Annotated in this window: 16 protein-coding genes; 5 read left to right on the top strand and 11 right to left on the bottom strand. The window is 62.3% G+C overall.

What is annotated here, in order from left to right:
* Window positions 1-163 precede the first annotated feature (163 nt).
* Window positions 164-1,819 carry an MFS transporter gene (locus QR290_RS18245; protein WP_115078379.1) on the top strand — a complete coding sequence of 552 codons (1,656 nt, stop codon included), beginning with the start codon at window positions 164-166 and terminating at the stop codon, window positions 1,817-1,819.
* Window positions 1,816-2,958, top strand: a complete 1,143-nt coding sequence (locus QR290_RS18240; protein WP_007952890.1) for an HlyD family secretion protein — start codon at window positions 1,816-1,818, stop codon at window positions 2,956-2,958. Before QR290_RS18245 ends, QR290_RS18240 begins: the two co-directional genes overlap by 4 nt.
* 2 nt (window positions 2,959-2,960) lie before the next feature.
* Here QR290_RS18240 and copD read toward each other — a convergent pair whose 3' ends face one another.
* From copD to QR290_RS18225, 3 genes are read right to left on the bottom strand one after another with little or no spacing between them, the layout of a single operon-like run.
* Window positions 2,961-3,818, bottom strand: coding sequence for a copper homeostasis membrane protein CopD (gene copD / locus QR290_RS18235; RefSeq protein ID WP_115078377.1), 858 nt, complete (start codon window positions 3,816-3,818; stop codon window positions 2,961-2,963).
* 3 nt (window positions 3,819-3,821) lie between these two features.
* A complete protein-coding gene (copC, locus tag QR290_RS18230; protein WP_115078376.1) occupies window positions 3,822-4,184 on the bottom strand; it encodes a copper homeostasis periplasmic binding protein CopC in 363 nt (120 codons plus the stop codon).
* A 47-nt stretch (window positions 4,185-4,231) separates the two neighbouring features.
* Window positions 4,232-4,666 carry a GNAT family N-acetyltransferase gene (locus QR290_RS18225; protein WP_115078375.1) on the bottom strand — a complete coding sequence of 145 codons (435 nt, stop codon included), beginning with the start codon at window positions 4,664-4,666 and terminating at the stop codon, window positions 4,232-4,234.
* 147 nt (window positions 4,667-4,813) lie between these two features.
* Here QR290_RS18225 and QR290_RS18220 point away from each other — a divergent pair, with 147 nt between their 5' ends.
* Window positions 4,814-5,434: a TetR/AcrR family transcriptional regulator gene (locus QR290_RS18220; protein WP_115078374.1), complete on the top strand. Its 621-nt coding sequence runs from the start codon at window positions 4,814-4,816 to the stop codon at window positions 5,432-5,434.
* A 264-nt stretch (window positions 5,435-5,698) separates the two neighbouring features.
* Here QR290_RS18220 and preA read toward each other — a convergent pair whose 3' ends face one another.
* The 3 genes from preA to hydA form a co-directional block, all read right to left on the bottom strand.
* The gene (gene preA / locus QR290_RS18215; RefSeq protein WP_011334812.1) at window positions 5,699-6,973 is read right to left on the bottom strand and encodes an NAD-dependent dihydropyrimidine dehydrogenase subunit PreA; all 1,275 of its coding nucleotides are present in this window, start codon (window positions 6,971-6,973) and stop codon (window positions 5,699-5,701) included.
* Complete coding sequence (locus QR290_RS18210) at window positions 6,974-8,341, bottom strand: NAD(P)-dependent oxidoreductase (RefSeq protein ID WP_289203281.1); 1,368 nt, start codon at window positions 8,339-8,341, stop codon at window positions 6,974-6,976. It lies immediately after the preceding gene.
* 159 nt (window positions 8,342-8,500) lie between these two features.
* Window positions 8,501-9,940: a dihydropyrimidinase gene (gene hydA, locus QR290_RS18205; RefSeq protein ID WP_289203280.1), complete on the bottom strand. Its 1,440-nt coding sequence runs from the start codon at window positions 9,938-9,940 to the stop codon at window positions 8,501-8,503.
* Window positions 9,941-10,561: 621 nt separating this feature from the next.
* Between hydA and QR290_RS18200 the strand changes: the two genes are divergently transcribed.
* Both QR290_RS18200 and QR290_RS18195 read left to right on the top strand, forming a co-directional pair.
* Window positions 10,562-12,046: an NCS1 family nucleobase:cation symporter-1 gene (locus tag QR290_RS18200; protein WP_115078371.1), complete on the top strand. Its 1,485-nt coding sequence runs from the start codon at window positions 10,562-10,564 to the stop codon at window positions 12,044-12,046.
* Window positions 12,047-12,076: 30 nt separating this feature from the next.
* Entirely contained in the window at window positions 12,077-13,360 is a 1,284-nt protein-coding gene (locus QR290_RS18195) for a Zn-dependent hydrolase (RefSeq protein ID WP_289203279.1), read from the top strand.
* Window positions 13,361-13,463: 103 nt separating this feature from the next.
* Here QR290_RS18195 and QR290_RS18190 read toward each other — a convergent pair whose 3' ends face one another.
* The 5 genes from QR290_RS18190 to QR290_RS18170 form a co-directional block, all read right to left on the bottom strand.
* On the bottom strand, window positions 13,464-13,673 hold the full coding sequence (locus tag QR290_RS18190) for a hypothetical protein (protein ID WP_289203278.1): 210 nt from the start codon (window positions 13,671-13,673) through the stop codon (window positions 13,464-13,466).
* Between the two features lie 150 nt (window positions 13,674-13,823).
* On the bottom strand, window positions 13,824-15,212 hold the full coding sequence (locus QR290_RS18185; RefSeq protein WP_289203277.1) for an amidohydrolase family protein: 1,389 nt from the start codon (window positions 15,210-15,212) through the stop codon (window positions 13,824-13,826).
* 12 nt (window positions 15,213-15,224) lie between these two features.
* Window positions 15,225-16,577 carry a nucleobase:cation symporter-2 family protein gene (locus tag QR290_RS18180; RefSeq protein WP_289203276.1) on the bottom strand — a complete coding sequence of 451 codons (1,353 nt, stop codon included), beginning with the start codon at window positions 16,575-16,577 and terminating at the stop codon, window positions 15,225-15,227.
* A 91-nt stretch (window positions 16,578-16,668) separates the two neighbouring features.
* Window positions 16,669-17,712: a CobW family GTP-binding protein gene (locus QR290_RS18175; RefSeq protein ID WP_289203275.1), complete on the bottom strand. Its 1,044-nt coding sequence runs from the start codon at window positions 17,710-17,712 to the stop codon at window positions 16,669-16,671.
* Window positions 17,709-18,332 carry a UbiX family flavin prenyltransferase gene (locus QR290_RS18170; RefSeq protein ID WP_289205313.1) on the bottom strand — a complete coding sequence of 208 codons (624 nt, stop codon included), beginning with the start codon at window positions 18,330-18,332 and terminating at the stop codon, window positions 17,709-17,711. Before QR290_RS18170 ends, QR290_RS18175 begins: the two co-directional genes overlap by 4 nt.
* Window positions 18,333-18,341: the final 9 nt, after the last annotated feature.

Here is an 18,341-nt window from a genome sequence, read left to right as displayed (position 1 = left end):
GGTTGGCACTCGCCAGGCCCGGGAAAAATCCGCTGCGGGCGAGATGACCTTTAAACAAAATTTACGAATCCACCCCAGGCCCGTTTGAGCCAGTACCCACAGGGATATGGGTTTGCCTGCCGTTTTGCGGCAAACTCAAGCCATCACCGTACAAGGCCGATCAATGAACCAATACGCCCCGCGCAACTGGCAGCCGCACGAGAAGCCCAGTCTGCCCGGTTCCCCTTCGACGCCGCTGCACTCCAATCCCAAGCGCCTGGCCTACGCGCTGGTCGGGTTGCTGGTGGCGTTGACCGGCGGCTTGGGCAATTCGCTGGTGGTCGCCAACCTGCCTTACCTGCAAGGCGCGCTCGGGGCGACCACGGCGGAGATGGCCTGGCTGCCGGCGGCGTACGTGATGACCAACGTGTCGATGAACCTGCTGCTGGTGAAGTTTCGCCAGCAGTTCGGGCTGCGCGCATTCACCGAGGTGTTTCTGGTGCTGTATGCGCTGGTGACCTTCGGCCATCTGTTCGTCAATGACCTGAACTCGGCGGTCGCCGTGCGTGCGGCCCACGGCATGGTCGGTGCGGCGCTCAGTTCGCTGGGCCTGTATTACATGGTGCAGGCGTTCCCGGCCAAATGGCGGATGAAGGCGCTGGTACTGGGCCTTGGCACTTCGCAACTGGCTTTGCCGCTGGCGCGGCTGTTTTCCGAAGACCTGTTGCAGATCGCCGAATGGCGCGGCCTGTACCTGTTCGAATTGGGTATGGCGCTGCTGTCGCTGGGTTGCGTATTGATGCTCAAGTTGCCGCCGGGTGACCGGTTCAAGACCTTCGAACCTCTCGATTTCCTCACCTTTGCGATCCTTGCCAGTGGCGTGGCCCTGCTGTGCGCCGTGTTGTCCCTGGGCAGGATCGACTGGTGGCTGGAGGCCGACTGGATCGGCATCGCCCTGGCCGCGTCGATTGCCCTGATTCTCGCGGGGCTGGCCATCGAACATAACCGCAGCAACCCGATGTTGATGACCCGCTGGCTCGGCAGCGGGGTAATGATCCGGCTGGCGCTGGCGGTGATCCTGATTCGCATGGTGACCTCGGAGCAATCCACCGGCGCCGTGGGCTTCATGCAAAACCTGAACATGAGCAGCCAGCAGCTGCATAGCCTGTACGTGGTGATGCTGATCGGCAGCGTCGCCGGGCTGCTGACCAGTGCGCTGACCATCGACCCGAAACACCTGCTGATGCCGCTGATTGTTTCGCTGGCATTGATGGCCACCGGCTCGATCATGGACAGCTCATCGAACAACCTGACCCGACCCGCAAACCTGTATTTCAGTCAGTTCCTGCTGGCGTTCGGCAGTACGTTCTTCCTCGGCCCGACCATGGTGCTGGGTACGCGCAACGTGCTGACCAATCCGCGCAACCTCGTGAGCTTTTCGGTGCTGTTCGGGATCTGCAACAACCTCGGCGGCCTGATCGGCGCAGCGTTGCTGGGGACGTTCCAGATCGTGCGCGAGAAGTTTCATTCCAGCCACATCGTCGAGCAATTGGTGATGTCCGACCCGCGTGTCGCCGCGCGGGTGCAGAGCGGCGGGTCGGCGGTTGGTTCGCTGATCGCCGACCCGAGTCTGCGCAATCTGGCGGGCATTCGCAGCCTGGCCAACGCGGCTACCCGCGAGGCCAACGTACTGGCCTATAACGATGTGTTCATGCTGATCGCGGTGATCGCGATCCTGACCATGATCTGGATTTCCATCCGTGCGCTGTGGCTGATCAGCACCACCAGAGCCGTCACCCCGACTCCTTCCGTACCTTCCAGCGGTGCCACTTCTTCATGACCGAACCGACTACCACGACCACCAATGCCATCGCCGCCACCCCTGAAGGCGTGGCACCGCCGTCATCACCGAACACCGAGCCGCGCTCGTTGCGGGTGCGGATCATCTCGTCGCTGGGCTTTGCTGCGATTGCCATCGTCGGCGTGTTGATCGTGCTCTATGCCTGGCAGTTGCCGCCGTTCAGCAGCGCGGTCGAAACCACCGAAAACGCCCTGGTCCGCGGGCAGGTGACGATCATCGGTCCGCAGCTCAGCGGTTATGTGTTTGAAGTGCCGGTACAGGATTTCCAGTTCGTGAAGGAAGGGGATTTGCTGGTGCGTCTCGACGACCGCATCTATCAGCAACGCCTCGACCAGTCGCTGGCACAACTGGCGGTGCAAAAGGCCTCGCTGGCCAACGTGGTGCAGCAGCGCAACAGCGCCGAGGCGACGATCAAGCTGCGGCAGGCGGTGGTGGCCGACAGCGAAGCGCAGCTGCGCAAAAGCGAGGCTGACTTGCGACGGAACAAGGCGCTGGTCAATGACGGCTCCGTGTCCAAGCGCGAGATGGACGTGGCGCTGGCCGCCAACGCGCAAAGCATTGCAGCGGTTGCGCAGGCCAAGGCCAATCTGGAAATCGCCCGGCAGGATCTGCAAACGGTGATCGTCAATCGCGGCTCTCTGGAAGCGGCGGTGGCCAGCGCCGATGCCGCGGTGCAACTGGCGCGGATCGATTTGTCCAACACACGGATCATTGCCCCGCGCGACGGTCAGCTTGGGCAGATCGGCGTGCGTCTCGGCGCCTACGTCAACTCCGGGGCGCAGTTGATGGCGCTGGTACCGAACCAGAAATGGGTGATCGCCAACCTCAAGGAAACCCAGATGGACAATGTGCGCGTCGGGCAACCGGCGAGCTTCACCGTCGATGGCTTGAACCACCGCAAATTCACCGGCCACGTGCAGCACATCTCGCCGGGCACCGGTTCCGAATTCGCGTTGTTGCAGGCCGACAACGCCACCGGCAACTTCGTGAAAATCGCCCAGCGGGTGCCAGTGCGCATCACCATCGATCCGGATCAGCAGGAGAGCGAGCGCTTGCGGCCGGGGATGTCGGTGGTAGTCAGCATTGATACGGCGGCGGGCGACACCCAGAAACACTGACCTCAGGCAGCGATCATCGGCGGCAGGGTGCCGAGCACGGACACCGCCGCCACGGCGCCGATTCCCAGCAGCCATTCGAGCATGACGCTGCGCTTGAGGGTGTCGATGCGTTGTTCGCAATCGTTGATCCGCAGGCGATTGAACAGCGCCAGTGCAAGCATGCCGAACACCAGCAGCGCCTTGATCAACAGGATCAGGGCGAACCCCGAGAACAGCGGCGTCGGCCACCACTGGCCGGTGAGCACGCGCACGTTGATCAGCCCGGTGATCAATAGTCCTGCGACCAACACATAGCCGAGTCCGCTGAACCGCTGCAGCACTTCACGCACCGTTTCGCCGGACTGACGCAGGATCATCACCAGCATCAGCAGCCCGCCGAGCCACGCACCAACGCAGGTCAGGTGTATCACTTGATTGAGGATCAGCATCTGCCCGCTGAAACCATCGAGCATCGCGCCGTGACCGACCGGTGCCAGCGTCATCAGCAACAGCGCGCTCAGGCCCAGCCGCAATGGCCGGTTCGAACGCCAAGGCGTAAACAGCAACGCCAGCAACAAGGCATTGATCAACAGATGCCAGCGCCAGACCTGACCGAAAAACGTGTGACCGAGGACCAGCTCGACAGTGGCCGGATCAAACGCGGCAGCCGCCGAACCGGCCATGCTGGCGGTAATCAACAATGCCCAAGTGACGCCGCTGGCCAGGGCAATCGCCACCAGCCAGCGAGTCAGCTGCGCCAGACGCCGATCCAGCGCCGACGCTTCACCCTTGAGCAGCAGTGGCCGGAACAGCCAGGCCCCGAACAGCATCAACACCACGATGAAATGCAGGAACCGGCACAGCACCAGCGCTTCACTCATGAATTACTGGCCAACCTTGAACTGATAGGCGCCTTCGCTTTTGTGCGTGTCGACCGACACCGCATGCCATTCGACCTTGTACTCGCCAGCGGTCAGTGGTGTTTCGGGGGTGACGATCAGGGTTTTCTTGTCGCCTTCGGTGGTCAGCGGTTTGACCGCCACCGGCTTGCCGTCGTGGGTCACGGTGACTTTGGTGAAGCTGGCTTCGACGCCTTCGGAAAACACCAGACGCAGGTCCGTCGGCGCCGCGACGGTGCTGTCGGCGGCCGGGGTCTGGCTTTTCAGATGGGCGTGGGCGAAGGCTTGGGAAGTGACGACCAGCGAAGCCAGCAGCGCGCCAGCGGTGAACAGTTTTTTCATCGACATGGAAAGATTCCTTTCAGTGAAATGGCGGGCTGAGTATAGAACCTGGATCACAGGTCTTTCAGGCGCATGTGAATGACCGGAAACGGCCGGCCTTCGCCGTCGAGTGCCGAGCGGCCGATGTCTTCGAAGCCGTAGTGCCGATAAAAGCCGTGGGCCTGCGGGTTCTGTTCGTTGACGTCGACCTTCAGCAACGGGCGGCGGACGTGGTCGAGCAGGCGTCGGCCGATACCCTGGCCACGAAACGCCGGGTCGATGAACAGCATCTGCACGGTGTCGTCGTCGGTGGCGATGAAGCCTGCCGGGGAGTGATCGGGGTTCTCGAAAACCTGCACGTCCAGCGCGGGCAGGTAGGTGTCACGCAGCAGCGGGAACAGCCGGCGAATGTCGTCTTCCAAGAGGAAATCGTGGGTGGCGCGGACCGAGCGCTCCCACAGGGCGGCGAGCTGCGGATCATCCGCAGCGATGCGCTTTCGAATGGTCATGGACAGGATCCTTCAGTGTCTGACGGGGAGAAGGAGGGCGATCCTAAACCAGAAAAAAGCCCAAGTGTGTGAAGAATCGTTCTCGGCTGTCGCCCCTTGCCCAGAGCGGATGCTAGTCTTCAACAACGTTGTCTTCAGGGAGCCCTCATGGGCAATCACAAGATCGAAATCCGCCGCACCAACGTCGACAAGATCCTGCTGGCGGCGGAAAAAGTCTTCGCCGAAAAAGGTTTCGGCGGCACCGCCATGGCGGATATTGCTGCTGAAGTGCAGCTGCCGCGATCCAATCTGCATTACTACTTTTCAACCAAGAGCGAGCTGTACAGCGCGGTGCTGTTCGACCTGCTGGAAGTGTGGAAACAGGACGCGCTGTGCTTCGAGATGTTCGACGATCCGCGCGTGGTGCTCAGCAGCTACATCCGCGCCAAGATGAACCACTCGCGCAGCCGGCCGTATGGCTCGAAAGTCTGGGCCAACGAAATCATCCACGGTGCTCCGACCCTCGGTGAAGCGCTGGATGTGAGCCTGTATGACTGGGCGAAGATGAAAGAGGCGAAGATCCGCCAGTGGGTCGAGGACAAGCGGATTTTGCCGGTGGAGCCGTCGAGCCTGCTGTACATGATCTGGGCGTCGACGCAGCACTATGCGGACTTTGATCATCAGGTAAATATTTTGAATGAGCACCAGCCGTTGACGGACATGCAGTTCGAGCGGGCGGTGCAGACGGTGACCAGTGTGATTTTGCGGGGGATTGGATTGGAGCCCTGAAAAAAGTCAAAAGCTAACCCTCACCCCAGCCCTCCCGAAACGTCGGACCGCCCGGAGGGAGAGGGAGCCGACCGAGGTGTCTTGCGAGCTACATCGACCTGCAAGACCGGGTCGATTATGGATTCACAGCGTAGTTCCAGCAGTTTCGGTTATGGATTCAAAACAGATCGTTCACGTCGGTGCAGTTCGTCAATATCCCCCGATCAGTCCCCTCTCCCTTTGGGAGAGGGCTAGGGTGAGGGGACTTCTGGATCCACACGCGATCTAGACCGCAACGTGGTAGGGATTCCTCGGATCATGATTCCAGTCCAGAAACGGCTTGCCCGTTTCCATCGGCACCATCTCGATGCAGTCCGCCACCGGACAAGTGATCTGACACAGATTGCACCCCACACACTCATCATCGATCACTTCATATTTATGCGTGCCATCGGCCTGTTTCAGGCTGCTGATCGCCTGGTGTGAAGTGTCCTCGCAAGCAATGTGGCAACGCCCGCAACCGATACACGCTTCCTGGTCGATCTTCGCAATCACCTGATAGTTGATGTCCAGGTACTTCCAGTCCGTGGTGTTGCCCACCGCCCGCCCGGAGAACTCGGCAATGCTGGCGTAACCCTGACTGTCCATCCACCGCGACAAACCATCCTTCATTTCATCGACAATCCGGAAACCATGCAGCATCGCCGCCGTGCACACCTGCACTGCGCCGCTGCCCAAAGCGATGAACTCCGCCGCATCGCGCCAGCTGCCGATGCCGCCAATGCCGCAGATCGGCAGGCCCTGGGTCTGCGGATCGCGGGCGATCTCCGCGACCATGTTCAGCGCAATCGGTTTGACCGCCGAGCCGCAATACCCGCCGTGGGTGCTTTTGCTGCCGACGGTGGGCAGGGCAACCATGTGTTCCAGATCGACGCTGGTGATCGAGTTGATGGTGTTGATCAGCGACACCGCATCGGCGCCGCCCCGGTGCGCGGCACGGGCGGCGACGCGGATGTCAGTGATGTTCGGCGTCAGTTTGACGATCACCGGCAGCGAGCAATAGGTCTTGCACCAGCGCGTGACCTGCTCGACGTACTCCGGCACCTGACCGACCGCCGCGCCCATGCCGCGCTCGGGCATGCCGTGGGGGCAGCCGAAGTTCAGCTCGATGCCGTCGGCGCCGGTGGCTTCCACCAGCGGCAGGATGTGTTTCCACGACTCTTCGACGCAGGGCACCATCAGCGACACGATCAGCGCGCGATCCGGCCAGTCCTTCTTCACCTGGGTGATTTCACGCAGGTTGATTTCCAGCGAGCGGTCGGTGATGAGTTCGATGTTGTTGATGCCCAGCACTTCGCGGTTGGCGCCGTAATGCGCCGAGTAGCGCGACGACACGTTGACCGCCGCCGGGTCTTCACCCAGGGTTTTCCAGACTACGCCACCCCAGCCGGCTTCGAAGGCGCGCACCACGTTGTAGGCCTTGTCGGTCGGCGGCGCGGAGGCCAGCCAGAACGGATTGGGGGCTTTGATACCGGCGAAGACAATCGAGAGATCGGCCATTTACGCAGCCTCCACGTTGAGCATCAGTTGAGCATTGATCGCCTCGGCGGCGCGCTTGCCGTGTTGCACCGCTTGCACGGTCAGGTCCTGATCGAGGCTGGTGCAGTCGCCGCCGGCATACACGCCGGGGATGCTGGTGCGCAGGTTTTCATCGACCTGGATTCGTTCGCCCTGACGCTTGAGTTCGCGGGCCAGCGGGTCGGCGAGGGCGCTGCCGTCGAAGGCCTGGCCGATGGCTTTGAAGATTGCATCGGCGGCGAGCTCGAAAGTCTCGCCAGTGGTTTGCAGGCGGCCTTCCACCAGATGGGTGCGGGCGAAGCGCATGCCGCGCACCTTGCCTTGAGCGTCGAGCAGCACTTCGTCCGGTTGTGCCCAGGTCAGCAGCCGCACCTGATTGGCCTTGGCGATGTCCTGTTCATGGCCGGTGGCGCCCATGTCCGCCGCGCCACGGCGATAGACCAGATTGACGTCTCGGGCACCGAGACGGGCCATTTGCACGGCCATGTCGATGGCGGTGTTGCCGGCGCCGAGGACGATGCAATGTTCGGCCAGCGGCAGTTGCGACAGGTCATCGGCCTGACGCAGTTCGCGGATGTAGTCGGTGGCGGCGAGCAGGCCGGGGGCGTCTTCGTGGGCCAGACCGAGTTGCTTGCTGGCGTTCAGGCCGAGGCCGAGGAACACCGCGTCGAACTGTTGGTGCAGTTCGCTGAGGGTCAGATTTTCACCGAGTTTCTGGCCGTGACGGATTTCGATGCCGCCGATTTGCAGAAGGAAATCCAGCTCCTTTTGCGCGTAGTCGTCGACCAGTTTGTACTTGGCGATCCCGTATTCGTTGAGTCCGCCGGCCTTTTCCCGTGCCTCGAAAATCACCACGTCATGCCCGTGCATGGCGCTGCGATGAGCACAGGACAGACCCGCAGGGCCGGCACCGACCACGGCGATGCGTTTGCCCGTAGCCGCGGCGCGCTGGAACGGGTGCTCGGTGAAATGCGCGTTGTCCACGGCGTAGCGTTGCAGCAGGCCGATCAGCACTGGCGCGCATTCGTGGGCGTTGTTGCGCACGCAGGCTTGCTGGCAAAGGATTTCGGTCGGACAGACGCGGGCGCAACTGCCGCCGAGGATATTCGCCGAGAGGATTTTCTGCGCCGCGCCGGGCACGTTGTCCTGATGGATATTGCGGATGAACGAAGGAATGTCGATCTCGCTCGGGCACGCATTCACGCAAGGCGCGTCGTAGCAATAGAGGCAGCGCGAGGCTTCCAGATGCGCCTGACGGTCGTTGAGCGGCGGCGCCAGATCGGTGAAATGGCCGGCGAGGGCGGCCGCACTTTCGTGCGGGTGCGGGAGATGGTTCAGGGTCTCGATCACGGTTTTTTGCCTCACGGTTAATTGAGGTTTTCTGCCTCTGTCGGGCAGTGGTTTTTTGTAGTGTCTGAACTGGCCTCATCGCCAGCAGGCTGGCTCCCACATTTGGAATGCGTACACCTGTGGGCGCTAGCCTGCCAGCGATGGCCGAAGGCGTGGATTTCAGCGTTTAACCGCAACCGGCCTGTGCAACTCAGCCCGCTTGCTCAGCAAATCAAACACCGCCGGATACGCCGGCCGTTCGATATACCGGCCCACCCCACGCTCGGCGCGCAGGTCGCCGTCGGCCCAGACCACCCGGCCCTGGCTGACGGTATGGCTCGGCACGCCGGTCACGGTCTTGCCTTCGAAGATGTTGAAGTCCACCTGCTGATGGTGGGTCTTGGCGGAGATGGTGCGGGTGCCTTGCGGGTCCCACAGCACCAGGTCGGCATCGGCGCCGACGCGGATTGCGCCTTTGCGTGGGTAGAGGTTGAAGATTTTCGCAGTGTGGGTGGAGGTGAGGGCGACGAAGTCCTGCATCGACAAGCGTCCCGAGTTCACCCCTTCATCCCACAGCACTGCCATGCGGTCTTCGATGCCGGCGGTGCCGTTGGGGATCTTGCTGAAATCGTCGCGACCGGCGGCTTTCTGCTCGGCGCAGAAGCAGCAATGGTCGGTGGCGGTGGTGTGCAGATTGCCGCTTTGCAAGCCATGCCACAGCGCGTCTTGGTGCCCGCGCGGACGGAACGGCGGGCTCATCACGTAACCGGCGGCGGTCTGCCAGTCCGGGTGCTGATAGACGCTGTCGTCCAGCAGCAGATGCCCGGCCAGCACTTCGCCGTAGACCGGTTGGCCCTTGCTGCGGGCATAGGTGATTTCGTCGAGGGCTTCCTTGGTCGAGACGTGCACCAGGTACAGCGGCGTGCCGATGGTTTCAGCGATGCGGATCGCCCGGCTCGCGGCTTCACCTTCAACCTGCGAGGGCCGCGACAGCGGATGCGCTTCCGGTCCGGTGATGCCCTGGGCCATCAACTTGCGTTGCAGGTGATAGACCAGCTCGCCGTTTTCCGCGTGTACGGTCGGCACCGCGCCGAGTTCCAGGCAGCGCTCGAAGCTCGCCACCAGCGTGTCGTCGGCGGCCATGATCGCATTTTTGTAGGCCATGAAATGCTTGAAGCTGTTGATCCCGTGATGACTGACCAGCTCGGCCATTTCCTCGCGGACCTGCTCGCTCCACCAGGTGATCGCGACGTGGAAGCCATAGTCCGACGCCGACTTCTCCGCCCAGCCGCGCCACTGGTGAAAGGCTTCGAGCAGCGACTGCTGCGGATTGGGAATCACAAAGTCGATGATCGACGTGGTGCCGCCGGCCAGGCCTGCGGCGGTGCCGCTGTAGAAGTCTTCGCTGGCCACGGTGCCCATGAACGGGAGTTGCATGTGGGTGTGCGGATCGATGCCGCCGGGCATCAGGTATTGGCCGCTGCCGTCGAGCACTTCGGCACCGGCGGGAACATCCAGGTTTTCACCAATGGCTTTGATCACGCCGTCAGCGCAATAGACATCGGCGCGGTAACTTTCATCATGGGTAACAACGGTGGCGCCACGGATCAACAGAGACATTCCGAGTTCCTCGCAGGCATGACCGACTTGTGCCGGTTCTAGTGTTTTATTGTTTGCAGCGCCAAATGCGTAATCTTGTCAGCGCTGTCAGGAATAGACGCTAGTCGCAGTTCTGCAATTGATCAAGATTATTTTTTATAAGCTTATGACTGTTTTAACTTACTGATAAATAACGATAAAAATCATAAATCACCAAAATGGTGAGGCACTTCACCATTTTGACGCACTTGACAGGTTGGAAATATGAGCAAGATTTCCTATGTGAAATCAGCCGCTTGAAGTTGAGCTGCGGTTGATCGCCCATGATGAAAAAAAGTGCGGTGCACCAGATTGAGTCCTGACAGTTCGGACAACTTGCCTGGCATTTAGCCTGAGTGTTCAGTCAAGTGTTCGCGGCCTCACCAGGTGAATAATTAAAACTGATAAACATCAGTTGGTTACAAGAAATGAAAAGCACGGCCCGATGCGCAAGCGGGGCACCCGGCACGTTTATTGATGCCGCCGCTGACACCTTGGCCGGTGCATGAAGGTTGTCAGTTCCTCCGGCCATCGTCCGGCTCGCACCTGCGTGTGCAGCCGCCTGATGAGCAAAAAAATAATCAGAAGAACAGTGGAGCGGCCATGCAACAGAACAGATCGCAAGTGACCGAGCGCGACGGCTTGTTCGAACTCGAAGCCGGCAGCGACGTCCTCGACAGTCCCCGTTACAACCACGACATGGCACCGACCAAGGTGCGCGAACGAACCTGGAACAAATGGCACATCACCGCGCTGTGGGTCGGCATGTCGATCTGCGTGCCGACCTACACCCTGGGCGGCGTCCTTACCGCGTATTTCGGTTTGAGCGTCGGCGAGGCCTTGCTGGCGATTCTGTTTGCCAACGTCATCGTCCTGATTCCCCTCACGCTCAACGCGTTTCCCGGCACCAAGTACGGGATTCCGTTTCCGGTGCTGCTGCGCTCGTCGTTCGGGATTCTCGGCTCCAACGTGCCGTGCCTGATCCGCGCGCTGGTCGCGTGCGGCTGGTTCGGCATCCAGACCATGTTCGGCGGGCTGGCGATTCACCTGTTTCTCGGCTCGGTGTTCGAAGGCTGGAAATCCCTCGGCGGGACGGGGGAGGTGATCGGTTTCATGATCTTCTGGGTGCTGAATTTGTGGGTGGTGATTCGTGGCGCCGAGTCGATCAAATGGCTGGAAACCCTCTCGGCGCCGCTGCTGGTGGCGGTCGGCATCGGGTTGCTGGTGTGGGCCATGCCCAATGTGTCGATGACTGAACTGCTGGCGATTCCGCCGAAGCGTCCTGAAGGTGCGAGCGTGGTCAGCTACTTCGCCGCCGGGCTGACGGCGATGGTCGGTTTCTGGGCCACGTTGTCGCTGAACATTCCCGACTTCAGCCGTTATGCCCGCAGCCAGAAGGACCAGATCCTCGGGCAGATTTTCGGTCTGCCGCTGACCATGTTCCTGTTCGCCGCACTGGGCGTTGTGATGACCGCCGCCTCGGTGAAACTGGTGGGCGTCAGCGTCTCCGATCCGGTGACTTTGATCGGCCATATCCAGAGCCCGGTGTGGGTTGCGGTGGCCATGGCGCTGATCATCATCGCCACGCTGTCGACCAATACCGCCGCGAATATCGTTTCGCCGACCAACGACTTCCAGAACATCGCGCCCAAGGTGATCAACCGCACCAAAGCGGTGATCCTCACCGGGTTCGTCGGGCTGGCGCTGATGGCTCATGAACTGCTGAAAAAGCTTGGGCTGATCGTCTCCGATGTCAGCCTGGAAACCGTGTATTCGAACTGGCTGCTGGGTTATTCCAGTCTGCTCGGGCCGATTGCCGGGATCATGGTGGTGGACTATTTCCTGATCAAGAAACAGCAACTGGACCTGGCCGGCCTGTATCGCGACGACGTGTACCCGGCGTGGAACTGGGCCGGGTTCATCGCCTTCGGCGTGCCGGTGGTGCTGACCCTGCTGTCGCTGGGCAGCAGCGCATTCAGCTGGTTCTACAGCTACGGCTGGTTCACCGGCTCGGCGCTGGGCGGGTTGATCTATTACGGGTTGTGCGCGATGCGTGCGACTCCGGTGCCCGTCAAATCGCCGTTGTAATTCCCATAAGAACTGCCTGAGGAGATCCCCATGAACGCAGCCGTAGACGTTCTGCAATCGACCCATCAGCACATCAACCGCGACCGCCTGTGGGCGTCGCTCATGGAATTGGCCAAGCTCGGCGCCACGGTCAAGGGCGGAGTCTGTCGCCTGGCCCTGACCGACCTCGACCGCCAGGCCCGCGACCTGTTCGTGCAGTGGTGCAAGGACGCCGGTTGCAGCGTCACGGTCGATGAAGTCGGCAACATTTTCGCCCGCCGCTCCGGACGCAATCCGAACCTGCCACCGGTGATGACCGGCAGCCACATCGACACCCAGCCCACCGGCGGCAAGTTCGACGGCTGCTTCGGCGTGCTGGCCGGGGTCGAGGTGCTACGCACCCTCAACGACCTCGGCGTGGAAACCGAGGCCCCGCTGGAAGTGGTGGTCTGGACCAACGAAGAAGGCTCGCGCTTTGCCCCGTGCATGATGGGCTCCGGCGTGTTCGCCGAAAAATTCACCCTCGAAGAAACCCTGGCCAAGGTCGATGCCGATGGCGTAACGGTCGGCGAAGCGCTGAACGCCATCGGCTACGCCGGGCCGCGCAAGGTCAGCGGGCACAAGGTCGGCGCCTATTTCGAGGCGCACATCGAGCAAGGCCCGATCCTGGAGGACGAACAGAAAACCATCGGCGTGGTGCTCGGCGCACTGGGGCAGAAGTGGTTCGACCTGAAACTGCGCGGCGTCGAAGCCCACGCCGGCCCGACCCCGATGCACCTGCGCAAGGACGCTCTGGTTGGCGCTTCGGTAATCGTCGGCGCGGTCAATCGTGCAGCGCTCGGTCATCAGCCCCACGCCTGCGGCACGGTCGGTTGCCTGCAAGCCTATCCGGGTTCGCGCAACGTCATTCCCGGCGAAGTGCGCATGACTCTCGACTTCCGGCATCTGGAACCGGCACGCCTCGATTCGATGATCGCCGAGGTCAAGCAAGTCATCGAAACCACCTGCGAAGAACACGGCCTGACTTATGAGCTGACCCCGACCGCCGACTTCCCGCCGCTGTATTTCGAAAAGGGCTGCGTCGAAGCCGTGCGCGGCGCCGCCAAAGGTCTGGGTCTGTCGCACATGGACATCGTCAGCGGCGCCGGTCACGACGCAATCTTCCTCGCCGAACTCGGCCCGGCCGGCATGATCTTCGTGCCGTGCGAAGGCGGCATCAGCCACAACGAAATCGAAAACGCCGCCCCGGACGATCTGGCAGCCGGGTGTGCGGTGTTGTTGCGGGCGATGCTGGCGGCTTCGGCGGCGGTGGCGGGAGGGCAACGGGCGGCGTGAACACCGGCAGCGCTGGGTGAATCGACAAAACATTCAAAAGCCGGGCAAAGTTTTATCTGTGGGAGCGATTTTGCTCCCACAGATTCTGTACATTGGCTAGCGATTACCCAGGCCTATCGTTGTTGTTTGCCGAACCTCTGCGACGGTTACTGCCATTCGGATTGCCAACGTCCAGCAATCGTCTTTCCACCAGCACATTCTCAAGCGCCTGACGTTCGGCCGGCGCCATCTCGTGCTCGCGCTTTTTCAGCTCCAGCAGGATGGGGCTGGACCAGGTGCGATAGGTCTGTTCGATGTGGCGGTTGGATGTCATCAGTCTCTCCTTGATCAAGAGCCCGGTGTAGCCGGCAGGGGCTCAATCCGATGAGGTACTAACGTTAGTCGACAAAATCGCAAGGCGCTAATGCCGCTGGTGGGAGCCGACGAGACGAATCGTCGCACCGCCGCTCCCACCGAAGATGCATCAGTCATCGACCTTAATCATCGCCTGCACACCCTCCCAGGCCTCGGCCCGCATCCGCTCGATATCCAGCCCCGGAATCACGCCGTCATCGACCACGATCCGCCCACCCACCAGGCTGTATTTCACGGCAATCGGCTCACCCGCGACGACCGGTGCGACGGCACTGTCGTGGAAGCCGTAGAAGCGTGGATGGTCGAGGCTGTAGATCACCAGATCCGCTGCCTGACCCACTTCCAGCGTACCGACCGCGCCGAGGCCGAGCACTTGCGCGCCGCCGGCCGTGCCCCAGTGGATGACATCTTCGGCGGTGGTGGCCGAGGCGCCTTGTTCGGCGCGGTGGATCAGCCACGCGGTGTTGGCTTCGCCGACCATGCTTCCGGATTCGTTGGAGGCGACACCGTCGACGCCGAGGGAGATCGGCACGCCGGCCTCGTACATTTGCGGGATCGGCGCGACGCCGCTGCCCAGTCGGGCGTTGCTGACCGGGCAATGGGAGACGCCGGTGCCGGTCTGGGCGAGCATGCGGATTTCCCCCGGTTGCAGGTGCACGGCGTGGGCGAACCAGACGTCCGGGCCGAGCCATTCGTGTTCGGCGACGAATTCCACCGGCAGGCAGTTGTACTTGTCGCGGCAGAAATTCACGTAGTTCTGGGTTTCCGACAGGTGCGTGTGCAGGCGCAACCCCATGCCTCGGGCGGTGTGCGCCAGTTCACGGAGCAGCGTTGGCGGCAGCGAGAAGGTCGGCGTGGTCGGCGCCACGACCACCCGGCGCATGGCATCCGGGGTGTCTTGGTGGTAGCGCGATTTCAGCCGTTCGATATCGCCGACCATTTGCTCCAGGGATTCCGGTTGCAGCGCGGTTTTCGAGAAGCCCGGATGCGCGCTGGCCGACTCCAGCGCACCGCCACGGCAGAGCACGAAACGCAGGCCGAATTCCTCGGCGAGGTCGAACAGCAGGTCGCCGGTCTCGGTGCTGCCGTGGGCGTGGTAGAGGTAGTGGTGATCGGCGCAGGTGGTGACGCCGGACAGCAGCAGTTCGACCATCCCCAGCCGTGCGGCGATCCGCGCCAGTTGCGGGGTGAAGCGGTTCAGGCGCGGATAGGGCACGCTCGCCAGCCAGCCTTGCAGGTCCTGATTCAAGCCTTCGGGCACGGCTTTGAGCAGGTTCTGGAACAGGTGATGGTGGGTGTTGATCCAGCCCGGATAGACCACCGAATTACGCGCGTCGATCACTCGTTCACCGGGTTGCGGCTCAAGGTTGGCGGCCATTTCAGCGATCCGGCCGTTGACCACGCGGATGTCCACGACGCCGGCCCGGGCCCGGGGACCGCGCAGGCCGGTCATCACCGCTACGGGATTCTTGATGAGGATATTTTGAAGTCGAGTCATGGGCAGCTCCAGTCAGAGGATGTGCGAGGCGGATTTGCCGGGTGTGGTTTCTGGCACGCTGACGCCGTTGAGCGCCGCGTTGAGCAGCACCGACACCAGGCAGGCGATGACCACGCTGCTGTGCAGGAACGGCTGTGACCACTCGGGCAGTTGTTTGAACAGGGTCGGGGCGAGCACCGGCACCAGGGCGGCGGCGATGGTGAAACCGACGATCAGCACGTTGTAGCGATTGCGCTCGTAATCGACCTTGGCCAGGGTCTGGATCCCGGCCGCTGCAACCACGCCGAACATCGCGATGCCGGCACCGCCCAGCGCGGCGGTCGGCATCGAGGCGATGATCGCCCCGGCTTTCGGCACCAGCGCAATCGAGCACATCAGCAGACCGCTGATCGCCACCACCCAGCGGCTGCGCACACCGGTCAGGATCACCAGCCCGACGTTCTCCATGAAGGCAATGAACGGAAACGCGGCGAACATCCCGGCGATGGTGCTGGCCAAGCCATTGGCGCGCAGGCCGTTGATGACCTGTTTGTCTTCCACTGGTTTGTCGACGATGTCGCCGATGGCTACAAACAGCCCCATGGATTCGACCATCTGCACGATCATCACCACCACCATGGTGGCGATGGGGATCAGGCTGAAAGTCGGCAGGCCGAAATAGAACGGGTAGGGCACGGTCAGCCACGGTGCGTCCTCGACGCTGTGAAAGTTGCCCATGCCCAGGCCGTAAGCCAGACCGGCGCCCACCAGCATCCCCACCAGCACCGCCATGTTGCGTAGCAACGGGCTGCCATAACGGTTGACCAGCAGGATGGTCAGCAGCACCACCACCGCCACGGCGAGAAATGCCGGCGCGCCGAAATTGCTCGCGTTACGCCCGCCACCGACCCATTCATAGGCAATCGGGAACAGCTGCAAGCCGATCACCGTGACGATGCAGCCGGTCACCACCGGCGGGAAAAACCGTCGCAGTCGGCCCACGAACGGCGCGATCAGCATGGTGAAAATCCCCGCGCCGATTACCGCCCCGCAGACCCCGGCGAAACCCACCTCCGGGTTGCTGCCGATGGCGATCACCGGCCCGACGCTGCTGAAGGCCACGCCTTGCAGAATCGGCAGGCGCACGCCGAACTTCCAGAAACCGACGGTCTGCAAAAGGGTGGCGATGCCGGAGCAGAACAGCGTGGTGCTGATCAGCACCACCGTGTCGGCGTGAGACATCTTCAGGGCACTGGCGACAATCAACGGCACGGCGATGGCGCCGATGTACGAGACGGCCATGTGCTGCAGGCCGAGGGTGAGCATCTGTCGCACCGGCAAAACGCGGTCGACGGGGTGGACGGTGGAGGAACTGGCTGACGACATGGGGAATCACCTCTAGCTGTTGTTATTCGGTACAGAGGGGTATTCGTTCTGTGTGCCCGGAACCGCCATCCACCGGCTCCGATGCCGGGTTTCAGCCGGCCAGGCAGGCGGCGAAGCCCTGGTTCAGCGCCGCCCGATCCAGGTCGCGGCCGATGAACACGATCTTGCTCGAGCGCGGCTCGGAGCCCCACGCGGTCGAGGCGCGGAACTCCACCAGGCTGTGCACGCCTTGCAGCACGTAGCGCTGGTCTTCGTTGGCCACCGCCAGCACGCCTTTCATGCGGTACAGGTTGTCGGCCTGAGCACTGCGCAACTCGCTGATCCAGCGGTGGAACGCCATCAGGTTGACGGCGCCGTCCACGGCGATGCCCACCGAGGACACGCTTGGGTCGTGTTCGTGATCCGGTTCGTCGTGGTGATGTTCATGGTGGTCGTGATGGTCAGGTTCGGCACCGATTTCCATCAGCTTCTGCGTGCATTCGAAGGCGCCGATGCCGAGGATTTTCGACAGGTCGATTTGCGCGTGGGTCGAGGTCACCAGATCTGCCGTGGCGTTCAATCCACGGATCTTGCCGCGCAGGGTTTCCACCTCTTCAGCGCTGACCAGATCGACCTTGTTGATGACGATGCGGTCGGCGCAGACGATCTGATCCACCGCCTGATTGTCGACGCCGTCCAGTTGCAGGTCTTCCAGATGCTGGGCGATGTGCTTGGCATCGACCATGGTCACGATGGCGTCGAGTTCGACTTCCTCGGCAATCGGGTCGTTGATGAAGAAACTCTGGGCCACCGGGTACGGATCGGCCAGGCCGCTGGTCTCGATCAGGATATGGTCGAGCCGCACCGGACGTGCCACCAGTTCGCGGACGATGCGCACCAGATCCTCGCGGACTTCGGCGGTGCAGCAGACGCAGCCGTTGACCATTTCGTAGATCTCTTCGGTCTCGGAACTGAGCACCAGATCGCCGTCGATGCCGACTTCGCCGAACTCGTTTTCGATCACCGCGATCTTGCGGCCGTGGTTCTCCTTGAGGATGTAGTTGAGCAGGGTAGTTTTGCCGGCACCGAGGAACCCGGTGAGGATGGTGACCGGGATTTTGGTGTTCGGGGTCGGGGCGTTGAAGGGGGTGTTCATGTGAGGCTCCTTGGTAGTGATAGACCGGTGCACGGTGAAGGGGAGTGAGGCTGGATTTGGCTGGGGGCCGGGGTTTCACCCCAGCGCAGTGCGACGCCGGCGTCGAGGCCGAACAGGTCGAGGACGCGGCCGAGGCTGTGGTCGACCATTTGCGCCAGGCTGTCGGGGCGGGCGTAGAAGGCCGGCACCGGCGGCGCGATGATCCCGCCCATCTCGGTGACGGCGGTCATGTTGCGCAGGTGGGCGAGGGTCAGCGGGGTTTCGCGGGCCATCAGCACCAGGGTGCGGCGCTCCTTGAGGGTGACGTCGGCGGCGCGGCCGATCAGCCCCGATGACGTGCCGGTGGCGATCTCCGCCAGCGTCCTCATCGAACAGGGCGCAACCACCATGCCCAGGCAACGGAACGAACCGCTGGCGATCCCGGCGGCCACGTCATCAGCGCGGTGGTAGTGGCTGGCGAGGGCGGTGACGTCCGCCAGTTTGTAGTCGGTTTCGTGGGCCATGGTCAGCAGCGCGGCGCGGCTGATGATCAAGTGGCTTTCGATGTTCAGCTCGGCCAGCAACTCCAGCAGGCGCACGCCGTAGATGAACCCGGACGCGCCGCTGATGCCGACCACCATCCGCTGACG

Origin of the sequence: Pseudomonas fluorescens (assembly GCF_030344995.1) — a bacterium.
Classification (GTDB): Bacteria; Pseudomonadota; Gammaproteobacteria; order Pseudomonadales; family Pseudomonadaceae; genus Aquipseudomonas; species Aquipseudomonas fluorescens_BF.
The sequence above is the reverse complement of the archived record's forward strand: the minus strand, read 5'-3'. Positions and strand labels throughout refer to the sequence as shown.

Coding starts and splice junctions, on each gene's coding strand:
- QR290_RS18245 (WP_115078379.1), top strand. CDS start 164: ATGAACCAATACGCCCCGCGCAACTGGCAGCCGCACGAGAAGCCCAGT.
- QR290_RS18240 (WP_007952890.1), top strand. CDS start 1,816: ATGACCGAACCGACTACCACGACCACCAATGCCATCGCCGCCACCCCT.
- copD (WP_115078377.1), bottom strand. CDS start 3,818: ATGAGTGAAGCGCTGGTGCTGTGCCGGTTCCTGCATTTCATCGTGGTG.
- copC (WP_115078376.1), bottom strand. CDS start 4,184: ATGTCGATGAAAAAACTGTTCACCGCTGGCGCGCTGCTGGCTTCGCTG.
- QR290_RS18225 (WP_115078375.1), bottom strand. CDS start 4,666: ATGACCATTCGAAAGCGCATCGCTGCGGATGATCCGCAGCTCGCCGCC.
- QR290_RS18220 (WP_115078374.1), top strand. CDS start 4,814: ATGGGCAATCACAAGATCGAAATCCGCCGCACCAACGTCGACAAGATC.
- preA (WP_011334812.1), bottom strand. CDS start 6,973: ATGGCCGATCTCTCGATTGTCTTCGCCGGTATCAAAGCCCCCAATCCG.
- hydA (WP_289203280.1), bottom strand. CDS start 9,940: ATGTCTCTGTTGATCCGTGGCGCCACCGTTGTTACCCATGATGAAAGT.
- QR290_RS18200 (WP_115078371.1), top strand. CDS start 10,562: ATGCAACAGAACAGATCGCAAGTGACCGAGCGCGACGGCTTGTTCGAA.
- QR290_RS18195 (WP_289203279.1), top strand. CDS start 12,077: ATGAACGCAGCCGTAGACGTTCTGCAATCGACCCATCAGCACATCAAC.
- QR290_RS18190 (WP_289203278.1), bottom strand. CDS start 13,673: ATGACATCCAACCGCCACATCGAACAGACCTATCGCACCTGGTCCAGC.
- QR290_RS18185 (WP_289203277.1), bottom strand. CDS start 15,212: ATGACTCGACTTCAAAATATCCTCATCAAGAATCCCGTAGCGGTGATG.
- QR290_RS18180 (WP_289203276.1), bottom strand. CDS start 16,577: ATGTCGTCAGCCAGTTCCTCCACCGTCCACCCCGTCGACCGCGTTTTG.
- QR290_RS18175 (WP_289203275.1), bottom strand. CDS start 17,712: ATGAACACCCCCTTCAACGCCCCGACCCCGAACACCAAAATCCCGGTC.
- QR290_RS18170 (WP_289205313.1), bottom strand. CDS start 18,332: ATGGTGGTCGGCATCAGCGGCGCGTCCGGGTTCATCTACGGCGTGCGC.